This is a genomic window from Aromatoleum anaerobium (assembly GCF_012910705.2).
GTDB lineage: Bacteria > Pseudomonadota > Gammaproteobacteria > Burkholderiales > Rhodocyclaceae > Aromatoleum > Aromatoleum anaerobium.
Window position 1 is genome coordinate 12958 of record NZ_WTVG02000037.1, and the last position, 12747, is coordinate 25704.

13 protein-coding genes are annotated in these 12747 nt (G+C 67.5%); 7 read left to right on the top strand and 6 right to left on the bottom strand.

The features are described from left to right. Window positions 1–20 precede the first annotated feature (20 nt). Window positions 21–1367 (bottom strand): sigma-54 interaction domain-containing protein, encoded by a 1347-nt coding sequence (locus GO606_RS06040; protein ID WP_169119740.1) that lies wholly within the window; start codon window positions 1365–1367, stop codon window positions 21–23. A 194-nt stretch (window positions 1368–1561) separates the two neighbouring features. Between GO606_RS06040 and GO606_RS06045 the strand changes: the two genes are divergently transcribed. The 4 genes from GO606_RS06045 to GO606_RS06060 are packed head-to-tail and all read left to right on the top strand — an operon-like array spanning window position 1562 to window position 4875. After that, window positions 1562–2092, top strand: coding sequence for a cupredoxin domain-containing protein (locus GO606_RS06045; protein WP_169119741.1), 531 nt, complete (start codon window positions 1562–1564; stop codon window positions 2090–2092). Between the two features lie 14 nt (window positions 2093–2106). After that, the gene (locus tag GO606_RS06050) at window positions 2107–3594 is read left to right on the top strand and encodes a cbb3-type cytochrome c oxidase subunit I (RefSeq protein ID WP_169119742.1); all 1488 of its coding nucleotides are present in this window, start codon (window positions 2107–2109) and stop codon (window positions 3592–3594) included. Between the two features lie 19 nt (window positions 3595–3613). Then, the gene (locus GO606_RS06055; protein ID WP_169119743.1) at window positions 3614–4228 is read left to right on the top strand and encodes an SCO family protein; all 615 of its coding nucleotides are present in this window, start codon (window positions 3614–3616) and stop codon (window positions 4226–4228) included. Continuing rightward, window positions 4225–4875 (top strand): hypothetical protein, encoded by a 651-nt coding sequence (locus GO606_RS06060; protein ID WP_169119744.1) that lies wholly within the window; start codon window positions 4225–4227, stop codon window positions 4873–4875. Before GO606_RS06055 ends, GO606_RS06060 begins: the two co-directional genes overlap by 4 nt. A 7-nt stretch (window positions 4876–4882) precedes the next feature. On the opposite strand, the gene GO606_RS06065 is transcribed toward GO606_RS06060, so the two are convergent. Next, window positions 4883–5767 (bottom strand): DMT family transporter, encoded by an 885-nt coding sequence (locus tag GO606_RS06065; RefSeq protein ID WP_169119745.1) that lies wholly within the window; start codon window positions 5765–5767, stop codon window positions 4883–4885. A 133-nt stretch (window positions 5768–5900) separates the two neighbouring features. Beyond that, window positions 5901–6626, bottom strand: a complete 726-nt coding sequence (locus tag GO606_RS06070) for a YebC/PmpR family DNA-binding transcriptional regulator (protein ID WP_169119746.1) — start codon at window positions 6624–6626, stop codon at window positions 5901–5903. 135 nt (window positions 6627–6761) lie between these two features. On the opposite strand from GO606_RS06070, the gene GO606_RS06075 reads away from it, so the two are divergent. Next, a complete protein-coding gene (locus tag GO606_RS06075) occupies window positions 6762–7379 on the top strand; it encodes a hypothetical protein (RefSeq protein WP_246979403.1) in 618 nt (205 codons plus the stop codon). 88 nt (window positions 7380–7467) lie between these two features. Here GO606_RS06075 and GO606_RS06080 read toward each other — a convergent pair whose 3' ends face one another. Continuing rightward, the gene (locus GO606_RS06080) at window positions 7468–7758 is read right to left on the bottom strand and encodes a ComEA family DNA-binding protein (RefSeq protein ID WP_169119216.1); all 291 of its coding nucleotides are present in this window, start codon (window positions 7756–7758) and stop codon (window positions 7468–7470) included. A gap of 237 nt (window positions 7759–7995) precedes the next feature. Here GO606_RS06080 and rquA point away from each other — a divergent pair, with 237 nt between their 5' ends. Further along, complete coding sequence (gene rquA / locus GO606_RS06085; RefSeq protein ID WP_246979404.1) at window positions 7996–8724, top strand: rhodoquinone biosynthesis methyltransferase RquA; 729 nt, start codon at window positions 7996–7998, stop codon at window positions 8722–8724. 24 nt (window positions 8725–8748) lie between these two features. On the opposite strand, the gene GO606_RS06090 is transcribed toward rquA, so the two are convergent. Next, window positions 8749–10335: a DEAD/DEAH box helicase gene (locus GO606_RS06090; protein WP_169119214.1), complete on the bottom strand. Its 1587-nt coding sequence runs from the start codon at window positions 10333–10335 to the stop codon at window positions 8749–8751. Between the two features lie 275 nt (window positions 10336–10610). Here GO606_RS06090 and GO606_RS06095 point away from each other — a divergent pair, with 275 nt between their 5' ends. Next, complete coding sequence (locus GO606_RS06095) at window positions 10611–11753, top strand: M48 family metallopeptidase (protein ID WP_169119213.1); 1143 nt, start codon at window positions 10611–10613, stop codon at window positions 11751–11753. Window positions 11754–11763: 10 nt separating this feature from the next. Here GO606_RS06095 and GO606_RS06100 read toward each other — a convergent pair whose 3' ends face one another. Continuing rightward, a complete protein-coding gene (locus GO606_RS06100; protein WP_169119212.1) occupies window positions 11764–12657 on the bottom strand; it encodes a cobalamin-binding protein in 894 nt (297 codons plus the stop codon). Window positions 12658–12747 lie beyond the last annotated feature (90 nt).

The window sequence follows — 12747 nt, forward strand, 5'->3', positions numbered from 1 at the left end:
GCGGTGCCGGTGGTCGCCGCTCAGCTCCGGTTGAGCCGCTTCCACAAGGTCGTGCGCGACATGCCGAGCCGGCGCGCGGCTTCCGCCCGGTTGCCGCCGCACTGCTCGAGCATGCGCCGGATCTGCGCCTGCTCCTCGTCGGGCGTCACCTGCGTCGCGTAGTAGCGCGTCAGCGGCAGTGGCAGTGGCACCTCGTGCGTCGACTCGACGGGGGCCACGACTTCGGGCAGCAGGTGCTGCGGCAGGATCGTCGCACCGCCGGAATTGACGACGGCATATTCGAGCGCGTTGAACAGTTGCCGCACGTTGCCCGGCCAACTGTAGGACTCCATCGCCACGATCGCCTCCGGCGACAGCCGCAGATCGGGCCGGCGGTAGCGTTCGCCGAGCTCGCCGAGCAGCCGGCTCGCGAGCAGCGCGATGTCCTCGCGGCGCTCGCGCAGCGCCGGCACGTGCAGCGGCAGCACGTGCAAGCGGTAATACAGATCCTCGCGGAACTCGCCGCGGCCGACCATTGCGGCGATGTCGCGGTGCGTCGCGGCGACGACGCGCACATCGACCTTGCGCGGATGGTTCTCGCCGACGCGCACGATCTCGCGCTCCTGCAGCACGCGCAGCAACCGGGTCTGTGTTGCCGGAGAAATCTCGCCGATCTCGTCGAGCAGCAGCGTGCCGCCGTTGGCGGCTTCGAAGCGGCCCAGGCGCGCTCCGGTTGCGCCGGAAAACGAGCCTTTGGCGTGGCCGAAGAGTTCCGATTCCTGCAGGTTTTCCGGCAGCGACGCGCAATGCACGGCGACGTAGGGGCCTTTCGCGCGCGCCGAGTTGTCGTGCAGCGCGCGCGCAACCAGTTCCTTGCCGACGCCGCTTTCGCCGGTGATCAGCACGTTGGCTTCGCTCGCCGCGATGCGCAGCACTTTCTGGTAGAGGTCCTGCATCGCGCGGCTGCGCCCGGTCAGGCCGCCGAGCTGCCAGCGGTCGCGCACCTCGGCTTCGAGTTCGACTTCGCGCGAGCGGTCGCGCAGCACGATCGCGCAGTACAGCCCGGAATCGTTCGGCGGCAGCAGCATCGCCCACATGCGCAGCGGAATGTCGACGCCCGTGGGCGAGCGCACGATGATGTCCTGGACCTTGTCGTCCTCGCCCTTCGCCGGGGTCAGCGAACATTCTCCGCGCGCTTCGCAGGCCCGGGCACACTCGGTGCCCCGGAACAGCGTCGGACACAGTTCGTCGACGAGGCGCCGGTCGTCGTGCCCGATCATCCGCGCCGCTGCGCTGTTCATCTCGAGGACGCGGCGCGCCCGGTCAAGAAACAGCACGCCTTCTTCGAGGCTGTCGAGAAATACTCGCAGGGTTGCCAGACTCGGCATCTGAATCCTCCTTTTTGTCCAGACTGAACGTCCAGAGCGAACGTTCAGTTTCTCCTCCACGACATTCCAGCAGCTAAGCGCTGCGCGAAAAATGATTGTGATCAATGATTTGCCAGATGTGGCACAGTGCTGGCTAAGAGAATGCAAGGGGGACGGCTTGTCCCGAAGACGATCGCATGACAGGAGAATCCACCGTGCAACCAATCGCTTGGCAAATATCGCTCGTGCTGATGGCGCTCGTCGCGTTCGGCTTTGCCTTTGTCGCCATCAATTCCGGCCGGCGTCAGGAAGACTACACGCCGCTGCAAAAAAGCGCCTATCGCCTGCGCACGCGCCTTTTCTGGGGCCTGGTGCTGGTGTTCGGCCCGGCGATGATCTACACGCTGCTCGAGCTGCCGTACGATGCGGCGCGCGCGAACGCCGGGGCGGGGCCGGTGCAGGTCGTCGAGGCGACAGGTTACCAGTGGCGCTGGGAGCTCAGCCAGGATCGCGTCGCCGTCGGCCAGCCGGTCGAGTTCCGCGTTACCAGCGCCGATGTCAATCACGGCTTCGGCATCTACGATGCGAACCTGCACCTGGTCGCACAAACGCAGGCGATGCCCGGCTACATCAACACGCTGCGCCACACTTTCAGCGAGGAGGGGACGTACAAGATCCTGTGCATGGAGTACTGCGGCCTCGCGCACCACAACATGTTGACCGAAATCCGGGTCGGCGCTCAGTAACGGAGGAGACGAACGTGGCGACCTACACTTACGAACATATTCCCGACCAGGGAGCGAAAGTCGGCGTGCTGGCCTACCTCGCGACATCGGCCGTCGTGCTGCTGCTGATGATGGTCTTCGGCCTGCTGATGCGGCTTGAGCAGGCGCAGTGGATCTCGATCGGCGCGATCCGCTTTTACGAACTGATGACCTTGCACGGCGCCGGCATGGTCGGCATCGCGGCGATCGCCGGCGCGTCGATCATGTGGCACTTCCTGCGCCAGTACGTCGAGCTGTCGTCGCGCATCTTCATCGCGAACCTCGTGCTGTTCCTCGTCGGCGTCGTGATGATCCTCGGCAGCGTGCTGCTCGGGCATTTCCACGGCGCGTGGACGTTCCTGTACCCGCTGCCCGGCAAGTCGATGGGCTTGTGGAGCCCCGGCGCGGCAGCGCTCTTCATGGGCGGGCTGCTCGTCATCGGCGTCGGCTTCCTGCTGCTGCACCTCGACATCGCGCGTGCGCTCGTCGCGCGCTACGGCAATTTCTCGCGTGCGCTCGGCTGGCCGCAGCTCTTCGGCGAGGATGACGGCAAGGCCCCGCCGCCGACGGTGGTCGCGAGCGCGATGGTCACCGTTGTCAATGTCATCGGCCTGGTCGTCGGTGCGAGCATCCTGGCGATGATGCTGGTGAACCTCTACGTGCCCGAGTTCGACATCGATCCGTTGCTCGCGAAAGGCATGATCTATTTCTTCGGCCACATCTTCATCAACGCGACCATCTACATGGCGGTGATCGGGGTCTACGAGATCCTGCCGCGCTACACGCAGCGGCCGTGGAAGTCGAACAAGGTGTTCCTCGCGTCGTGGACGGCCTCGACGCTGATGGTGATGTTCATCTTCCCGCACCACCTGCTGATGGACTTCGCGTTCCCGAAGTGGATGCTGATCATGGGCCACATCATCGGCTACCTGAACACCGTGCCGATCCTCGTCGTCACCGGCTACGGCGCGCTGATGATCGTGTATCGCTCGGGCATCCGCTGGGACATGGCGTCGAAGCTGCTGTTCCTGTCGCTGTTCGGCTGGGCGGCGGGCGCGATGCCGGCGTTCATCGACGGCACGATCACGGTCAATTACGTGATGCACAATACGCTGTGGGTGCCCGGCCACTTCCACACCTACCTGCTGCTCGGCATGGTGACGATGGTGTTCGGCTTCATGTACTACCTCGGCAAGCCGAGCCACGAACACGACGATCACCTGATCGACCGCATCGCGTTCTGGCTCTTCACGTCGTCAGTGCTCGGCTTCACGATGAGCTTCCTGTATTCCGGCAAGGAAAGCGTCGCGCGCCGCTACGCTGCCCACCTGCCCGAATGGGTGCCGTACGACCGCATCGCGTCGGTGTTCGCGGTGCTCGTGATCGCCTCGTCGCTGGTGTTCATCGGGCGTTTCTTCGCCCGCATCGGGCTCGCGCGCCACGACTACCAGCGCGCTCCGGTCGCGCGCAGCGCCGTGGCATGAGTGGCATGAGTCCGGGTCGATGAGTGCGGCCGCGCGCAGCGTCGTCCTGACGGTGCTGGTGACCGTTCTCGGCACCGGCGCCTTCTGGTGGGGGACCAACGGTTTCAGCGCTTTTACCGCTGAAACCGCCCGCCGCGCCGACATCCTGCGCGCGCCGCGGCCGCTGCCCGCGGCGGTCCTCGAAGACCAGGACGGCCGTGTCTTCCGGCTCGACGATTACCGCGGGCGCTTGCTCGCGGTCGAGTTCATCTACACGCGCTGCACGACGATCTGCCGCAGCCTCGGCATGGCGTTCAAACAGATCCGCGACCGCGTGCCGCCTGACGCCCTCGGGCGTGAGGTCGCGCTGCTGAGCATCAGCTTCGACCCCGAGCGCGACGATCCGGCGAGCCTCAAAGCCTACGGCAGCGGTCATGGCGCCGACGGCGAGCACTGGCGCATCGCGCGAGTGCGTGATGCAGCGCAGCTGCAGGCGCTGCTGAAGGCCTTCGGCGTCGTCGTGATCGCGGACCGCTTCGGCGGGTTCGAGCACAACGCCGCGATCCACCTCGTCGCCCGCGACGGGCGGCTCGTCGAAATCAGCGATCTCGAGGCGCCGCTCCAGTTTGCCCAGAAGCTCGCGGAGGCGCTGTGATCGCCGCGCTCGCCCGTCCGCAAGTCGGGCTCCGCGTGCTCGGCGCGCTGTACCTGCTGCTCGCGGCGCCGCCGCTGCGGACATCGCTCGAAGCGACGATGAGCGGCCACATGCTGGTGCAGATTCCGCTTCTCGCCGCGATCGGCTTCGTCGCCTGCCGCCTGCTGCCGGAACAGCGGCAGGAGCGCCTGCTCGCCGCGGGCGGCGGTGCGGTGCCGTACGTCGTGCTGGCGGTCTTCGCATCGACCTGGTGGATGTTGCCGCGTGCGCTCGACGATGCGCTCGTGAGCCCGACTGTCGAGGCGGCGAAGTTCGTCAGCCTGCCGGCGCTCGTCGGGCTGCCGCTCGCGCTTGCGTGGCGCCGGCTCGGACCGATCGGCCGCGGCTTCGTCTGGACCAACTTCATCAGCATGCTCGCGGTGCTCGGCTGGCTGTACATCGCCGCGCCGCTGCGGGTGTGCAACAGCTACCTCGTCGACCAGCAGGAGAGCGCCGGCTGGCTGATGGTGAAGCTCGCGCTGCTGCTGTTCGCCGGCTGGCTCGGCAGCCTGTTCGTCGGCGGGGGCGGAAGTCCCGCGCTGTCCGCCGCGGAGCATGTTGCGCCCCGGTCGGCGCAGAGCCGCGACTGCGGTCCGGAGCGCGATTGAACCGTGTTCAGACCTTGCGCGCGAGCCACACGCCCGACACGGCGATCACCATGCCGGCGAGCGCGAACCCGGTCAGCGTCTCGCCGAACAGCAGCCAGGCCATCAGCGCGGTCGTCGGCGGCGTGAGGTAGAACAGGCTCGCGACGTTGACCGCGCTGCCGCTGCGGATCAGTAGGTTCAGCAGGCTGATCGCGCCGAGCGACAGCACCAGCACCAGCCACAGCATCGCAAACACGAACTCGCCGCTCCAGTCGATCTGCATCGTCTCGGTGCGGCTCGCGAAGTACGCGGTGACGAGCAGGCACGGCACGAACTGGATGACCGAGCCGGTGCGCAGGTCGAAGGATGGGCAGAAGCGCTTCTGGTACAGCGTGCCGGCGGTGATGCCGGCGAGGGCGGCCAGCGCCGGGGCGAGCATCCAGCCGAGCTCTGCGGACGACCCGTTGCCGAACGCGACCTTGTTGCTGACGACCAGCGTGACGCCGATGAAGCCGAGCGCGAGTCCTGCCCATTGCCGGGCGCTGACGCGTTCGCCGAGCAGCCAGCCGGCGCCGAGCGCGGTGAGCAGCGGCTGCATGCCGACGACGAGCGCCGCGACCCCGGTCGGCAGCCCGCGGTGCAGCGTCATGAAGACGCCGCCGAGATAGGTGGCATGCACCAGCAGGCCGGCAACGCCGATATGCACCGCCTGGCGCCAGTTGCTCGGCCAGCGCGCGCGGGTAGCGAGTGCCAGCACCGCCATCAGCGCGATCACCAGCCCGTAGCGGGCGGAAAGAAAGGTCAGCGGCTCGGCATAGGGCAGACCGAACTTCGCGCCGATGAAGCCGGTGCTCCACAGGAGCACGAACAGCAGCGGGGCGGCGGCGGTGAGGGAGGGCGGCAGGGTCGGCATCGGTCAGCAGGCGGCTCGCGCAAGATGGAAAATGGCAGAAGCACGCAATCTTACCGTTCATCAATTTGTTTGAGTTCAAACATTGATGAAAAAAACCGCCCGGCGGGCGGTTTGTTGCGGGTGGTGCGGCGCGTTATTCGTCCAGTACGGCAGACGTATACACTTCCTGGACGTCGTCGAGCGATTCCAGCGCATCGAGCAGTTTCTGCATCCGCTCGGCATCGTCGCCGGAGAGTTCGGTCTCGTTCTGCGGCTTCATCGTGACTTCGCCGAATTCCGCCCTGAAGCCGGCCTTCTCGAGCGCATCCTTGACGTTCGAGTACTCGTACGGCGCCGTGACGACTTCGATCGAGCCGTCGTCGTTGGTGACGACGTCCTCGGCGCCGGCCTCGAGCGCGGCTTCCATCAGCGCGTCCTCGTTCGTGCCGGGCGCGAACATCAGCTGGCCGCAGTGCTTGAACTGGAACGCGACGCAGCCATCGGTGCCCATGTTGCCGCCGTATTTCGAGAACGCGTGGCGCACGTCGGCGACGGTGCGCGTCTTGTTGTCGGTGAGGCAATCGACCATCACCGCGGCGCCGGCGATGCCGTAGCCCTCGTAGCGGGCTTCCTCGTAGCTGACGCCGTCGAGCTCGCCGGTGCCGCGCTTGATCGCACGGTCGATGTTCTCGCCCGGCATGTTCTCGGCCTTCGCCTTGTCGACCGCCAGGCGCAGGCGCGGGTTGAAGTTCGGATCGCCCCCGCCCATGCGCGCGGCGACGGTGATCTCCTTGATCAGCTTGGTGAATACCTTGCCCCGCTTGGCGTCCTGACGACCCTTGCGGTGCTGGATGTTGGCCCACTTGGAATGACCCGCCATAAAATCCCCGATACTGCCGATTGCGATTGAAAATGGCGGCCATTATACAGGCGCACGCCGGCCGTGCCCCGCAGCGCTCGTTCGCGAGGTCTGGTAGATTGTCGCCGTTCTGTCAGCGACGTCGAGGAAATTGAAGTGACGGCCAGTTCTCCCCTTGCGTTGCCTTTCGTGCCGCGCCGGGTTTTTCTGTTCAGCGGCCACCGCATCGACACGCCCGGCCGGCGTACGCCACGTTTCCCGGCCGGCCAGGAAGCCGTTGCGGCACGATGCATGGCGGAGGCGCTCGACGCGTGGCAGGCCGGCGCGGGCGATCTGGCGCTGGCACAGGGGGCGAGCGGCGGCGACATCCTGTTTCTCGAAGCGTGCCGCGCCCGCGGCCTGCACCTGCAGATGCTGCTGCCGCTCGACGAGGCGCAGTTCGTCGAATGCAAGATCCTGCCGTCGATCGACGGCGAGCGCTGGCGGGAGCGCTACCAGGCATTGAAGGCCGGCCTCGCTTCGCCGCCGCTGATCATGCCGGCGCGGCCGATAACGCTTGCTCACCTCGCGGTTCCCGAAGGCGCCGGCCCCTGCGAGCGCTGCAATCTGTGGTCGCTCGACATCGCCCTCCATTGGGGGGCGCAGAGGCTGCGCTTCCTGTGCCTGTGGAACGGCGGCGGGGCGGACGGGGCCGGCGGCACTGCGCACCTGTACCGTGAAGCCAGGCGCCGCGGCGCGCAAGTGGTGTGGCTCGACACGCGCTCGTTGTGGTGAGCCGGGCCTGTTTTTTAGGCAATGCGCGCCAGCTCCGGAGTTGAACGGCCGGCTGCGTCGGACGCTGCCGGCCGAAGGTGCGCAAAGGCTATTTCGACTTCGCGACCTGCTTTTTCGCGCTGCCCACGGTGAACTGGTCGCGCAACTGGGCGATCGATTTATCCCCGATTCCAGGCACTTTCGTCAGATCGTCGACGCTCGCGAAGGCCCCGTTCGCCTTGCGGTATTCGATGATCGCCTTGGCCCTCGCCGGCCCGATTCCCTTGACCGTCTCGAGAGCGGCGGCATCGGCCGTGTTGACGTCGACCGGTCCTTCGGCGAACACCGTCAGCGGTGACAAGGCGAGGGCGAAGAGCAGCGAACGGAGCAGTTTGTTCACGTGGTACCTCCAGGCGGGTTCATGCCATATGGCAAATGCAATTTACGAGTCGCCGCGGACGATGTCAATGACATTTTGCCAGGGCCCGCCCTGACGATTCGCGGGCAGCAGCGGTTTTGCTGCATGGAGCAGCGTGCGCTCATGCCGGGCGGCGGCGCGCCAGGGGGCCGGGGTGTTTAATCCGCCGGCGGGTGGTTGGTAACGGTGAACAGGCAGGCTTCGATTATGCTTGCGGGCATGGAACCGAATCCCGCCGACCCCGCGCTGCACGTCCCGGGGCCTCTCGCGGCCCGTGACGTTGCGATACCCGCCTATCTTCGCCATGCCTACTCCTGGGCTTATCTCGACCCGCGCACGCTGCGCTGGCTCGATCGGCCCGGCGTCGTCTCGGCGATTCTGTGGGGGAACGCGGATCGGCTGATGCGCGACGCGGTCGCCGAGTTCGCGCCCGGACAGCGCGTGCTGCAGGCGGCCTGCGTGTATGGCGGATTTTCGGTGCTGCTCGCGCAGCGCGTCGGTGCACGCGGCGCGCTCGATGTCGTCGACGTGGCCGCGTTGCAGGTCGCGAACGCACGCCGCAAGCTCGCGGGTTTCCGGCAGGCGAGGGTATGGCAGGCGGATCTTTCCGTGTCCGGCTGCGTCGTTGACGACGGGTACGACGGGGTGTGCTGTTTCTTCCTGCTGCACGAGGTGCCGGAGGCCGAGCGCTGCCGAATCGTCGACAACCTGCTCGCGGCCGTGCGGCCCGGCGGCAGGATCGTGTTCGTCGATTACCACCGGGCGCACGGCTGGCACCCGCTGCGCCCGGTGATGTCGTTGGTATTCCGCAGCTTCGAGCCTTATGCGCAGTCGCTTTTCGGCGCCGCCATCGAGTCGCGCTCGGCGCGTTCGGCCGGCTTCGAATGGACAAAGACCACCTGCTTCGGTGGTCTTTATCAAAAGCTGGTCGGCACGCGGCGAGGCTGAAAGGCCGGCGCCGCGCTCATTGCGTCAGCGGTTGCGGTCGCCCGTCTTGGCGGTGAAGAGTGCCGGGCGCGGTTGCGGGCGACGGTTGCCGTCGGGTCGTGGTGCCGGGCGGGCGCTGTCACCGCCGCGTGGCGCGCCGTTCGGCCCGGCGTTGCGCGGCGCCCGGTTGCCGTCCGCGTCGGGACGTGCGCGGTTGGCCTCGATCTCGCTGCGCGGCGCCCGGTTGCCGTCCGCGTCGGGACGTGCGCGGTTGGCCTCGATCTCGCTGCGCGGGGCGCGATTGCCGAAATTGTCGGCGTCGCGCGGCCGGGCGGGAGCACGGGCCGGCGACGGGTGGGCCGCCTGTCGGCCGGCGGGGCGGTCCGTTCGTGCCTGGCGCGGCGCGTTCGCGTCGTTGTGTCGCGACGGCTGACGGGACTGGGGCCGCGGAGGACGGGCGTCGCTCTCGTTCGGGTCAACCGGCGCGATCGCGAAGGCCGGCAGCGCTTCGCGGTCGATCGTGCGCTTGATCAGCCGCTCGATGGCCGTCAGGTGCTGGCGCTCTTCCGAGTCGACGAACGACACCGCTGCGCCGCTCGAACCGGCGCGGCCGGTGCGGCCGATGCGGTGGACGTAGTCTTCGGGAACGTTCGGCAGTTCGAAGTTCACGACGTGCGGCAGCTGGTCGATGTCCAGTCCGCGCGCGGCGATGTCGGTCGCGACCAGCACCGGCAGCGACCCGTCCTTGAATTCGGCCAGCGCGCGGGTCCGCGCCGACTGGCTCTTGTTGCCGTGGATCGCGGCCGACGGGATGCCGTGCTTGGCGAGGTATTCCGCGAGCTTGTTGGCGCCGTGCTTGGTGCGCGTGAAGACGAGCACCTGGTGCCAGTCGTTCTGCTTGACGAGGTGCACCAGCAGATCGCGCTTCTGCTTCTGCGCCACGGAATAGACCGACTGCTGCACGAGTTCCGACGCGGTGTTGCGCCGCGCGACCTCGACGCAACCCGGATTGTGCAGCAGGCCGTTGGCGAGGCTGCGGATCTCGTCCGAGAAGGTCGCCGAAAACAGCAGGTTCTGGCGCTGCTTCGGCAGCAGCGCGAGGATCTTGCGGATGTCGCGGATGAAGCCCATGTCGAGCATGCGATCCGCTTCGTCGAGGATCAGGATCTCGACGCCCGACAGGTCGAGCGTCTTCTGGCCGACGTGGTCGAGCAGCCGGCCGGGGGTCGCTACGAGGATGTCGACGCGTTTTTTCAGCGCCTGGATCTGCGGGTTGATGCCGACTCCGCCGAACATCACCAGCGAGGTCGTCGGCAGGTGCTTGCCGTAGGTCCGGACGGATTCCTCGACCTGTGCCGCGAGTTCGCGCGTCGGGGTCAGGATCAGGCAACGCGGTCGGCCCGCCTTCGGGTTCGCGGCCGGGGCGGCGCAGAGGCGGTGCAGCACCGGCAGCGTGAAGCCGGCCGTCTTGCCGGTGCCAGTCTGTGCGGCGGCGAGCAGGTCGCCGCCGGCGAGCACGAGCGGGATCGCCTGGGCCTGGATCGGCGTTGGCGTCGTGTAGCCGGATTCGGAAATTGCGCGCAGCAGCGGCTCGGCCAGTCCGAGACCGGCAAAGTTTACTTCTGATGTCATCGAGAAAATTGCTCCAGCGACGGCCTGTCGCTCAAGCTGAGTGACACCAATCGAGGCGGGCGGGGGAATGAGACCGGAAAAGGTCGTTGTGGAAGAGCGTCGCCGATTGGCTGGGCGCACGCTAAGAAATGGATTGTACGGGCTTTTGCGGCACTGCAGCGAAATTCTTGCGCAAAGTGTGGACGATGCGCCACGCTACCACTTCTGTACGATGTTTCGGCGGCCGATTGGCGGTTATAGTCCCCGTTCTGTCCATGGTCTACAGGTGCCGGTCGATGCAAGCTTCCTGCCCGCGTTTGTCACGCCTCCGGTCGCGTCTGGCGCGGCGGCTCGGCTTGAAGGCGCTGGCCGGCCTGGTGCTGGTTGGCTGCATGGTCCTCGCGTTCGGCGCCATCGCCGGCCGCGTCGCGTTCGCGACCTGGAGTTTTCTCGTCGATGGGAAAGTGGCCGTGGCAACGACTTCCGCAGCCGTGTCGATGGTCGCGTTCGCGCTGGCCTGGCGCGTCCTCGGGTGGCTGATCGCGCCGGCTGCCTGCCCCGGCGGTGTCCGTCTGCCGCGCGAGGCGGCACGCTCCCTCCATGCGATGATCGACCAGATGAGCCAGCGCTTCGGCGGGATTCCCGTCGACGCGGTATGGATCGGCGGCGACATGAACGCGGCGATCCTGCAACGGCCGCGCTGGGGCTGGGCCGGACCGATCGAGACGCATCTGATCATCGGCCTGCCGCTTGCCCACAGCGTCTCGCAGCGCCAGTTCTGCGCGATCCTCGCTCACGAATTCGCCCATCTCGCGTGCCAGCGGCAGCGGCTCGGCGCGTGGGGGGGGCACTTGCGCGCGTGGTGGTTCCGCGTGCTGGATCGCTGCATCGACGGCATTCCGCTGCTCGGGCGCGGGCTCGAACGGGGGTTTGCGGGCGATCTGCGCGACGCGCTGCGCCTGTCGCGCCTCGAAGAGTTCGAAGCGGATGCCGTCGCCGCCCGCGTCGTCGGCGCACGGCTGGTCGGCGAAGCGCTGGTCGAAGTGGCGCTGAAGGAGCGTTTTCTCAGCAAGGATTACTGGCGCAAGGTCATGGCGCAGAGCCGGCTGCAGCCGGAACCGTCGATTCGCCCGTACCGGGACATGGGGCTCGGGATGATGGCGGGCTTCAGGCGGCCGATGCCGGGATTGCTCGATCTGAGGCGCTGGATGGCGGGTGACGAAGAGTATGTTCGGGGCGCCAGCTTTCACCCGACGGTCGCCGAGCGCTTGCGTGCGCTGCGCGTGCGCGCCGCGGTGTCGCACGGCGAGCGCATGTCGGTGGCGGACGCCTGCCTCGCCCCGCTGCTGCCGACGCTGGCGTGGGTCTTCGACCGGGCGTGGTGGGAGGACTCGCGCCTCGCGTGGCGGGGCTGTTACCAGTTGTCGCGGCCGGTTTGAGTTGCGATGATCAGCGCACGGCGCGCTTCGCGCGCGCCGCGTCGAGAAATTCGCACAGCTGCGCGGCGCCGTCGAGAATCCGCGGCGTGTGGCGCTGGATGAGTTCGGGCGGCACGAAGTAGAGGTTCCCGGCCCGGCTCGCCGCCAGCCCCGGCCAGCGTTTCCATCGATCGAGCCATTCCGGGCGCGCCTCGCCCATGCCGCTGGCGACGATCACTTCCGGATCGGCCGCGAGCACGCTTTCGACGCCGATCGACGGCGCAAGCTGCGCCAGCGTGCCGAACACGTTCCTGCCGCCGCACAGGCGTATGACGTCCGAAATCAGGTGCTCGTCATTGATCGTCATCAGCGGATCGTCCCAGATCTGGTAGAACATCGGCACCGGCGGCCGCTTGCCGTAACGCCGCGCAAGCTCCGTCCTGCGGGCGCGAAACGACTCCGCCGCGGCATGGCCGGCCTGTTCGCTGCCGGCGAGGCGGCCAAAGGTCTCGAGGCTGCGCGCGACGTCGTCGAGGCTGCGCGGTTCATTGAGGAACACCGGGATCCCGAGCGCGGCGAGCTTGTCGAGATGCGCGTTGCGATTGCCGCTGCGCCAGGCGATCACGAGATCCGGCCGCAACGCCGCGACCGCCTCCATATCCACGTTGCTGTAGCCGCCGACGCGCGGCAGCGCCTTCGCCGCCTCGGGGAAGTCGCTGTACGCGACCACGCCGACGAGCCGCGCCCCGGCGCCCGCCGCGAACAGCAGTTCGGTGACGTGCGGCGCGAGGCTGACGATGCGACGTGCGGGCTGCGCGAGCTGCACGCGGCGTCCGGTGTCGTCCTCCACGACGAGTTCCGCTCGCAGCGGAGCGGCGAGCAGGAGGCAAAGGCAAAGTGTCGGGGCGATGCGAAGCGGGGTCATCGGAGGTACCGTGAAGCCGGCGCCAGGCTCGATCAGCCTGGAAATCGTCGGCGGGAGCTTATCTAATCGGCGATAATCCGCCGCTTTGAA

What these genes read in the sequence shown, in the direction of transcription:
- GO606_RS06040 (WP_169119740.1), bottom strand. Translation starts at nt 1,367, where the DNA reads ATGCCGAGTCTGGCAACCCTGCGAGTATTTCTCGACAGCCTCGAAGAA.
- GO606_RS06055 (WP_169119743.1), top strand. Translation starts at nt 3,614, where the DNA reads ATGAGTGCGGCCGCGCGCAGCGTCGTCCTGACGGTGCTGGTGACCGTT.
- GO606_RS06065 (WP_169119745.1), bottom strand. Translation starts at nt 5,767, where the DNA reads ATGCCGACCCTGCCGCCCTCCCTCACCGCCGCCGCCCCGCTGCTGTTC.
- GO606_RS06070 (WP_169119746.1), bottom strand. Translation starts at nt 6,626, where the DNA reads ATGGCGGGTCATTCCAAGTGGGCCAACATCCAGCACCGCAAGGGTCGT.
- rquA (WP_246979404.1), top strand. Translation starts at nt 7,996, where the DNA reads ATGGAACCGAATCCCGCCGACCCCGCGCTGCACGTCCCGGGGCCTCTC.
- GO606_RS06090 (WP_169119214.1), bottom strand. Translation starts at nt 10,335, where the DNA reads ATGACATCAGAAGTAAACTTTGCCGGTCTCGGACTGGCCGAGCCGCTG.
- GO606_RS06095 (WP_169119213.1), top strand. Translation starts at nt 10,611, where the DNA reads ATGCAAGCTTCCTGCCCGCGTTTGTCACGCCTCCGGTCGCGTCTGGCG.
- GO606_RS06100 (WP_169119212.1), bottom strand. Translation starts at nt 12,657, where the DNA reads ATGACCCCGCTTCGCATCGCCCCGACACTTTGCCTTTGCCTCCTGCTC.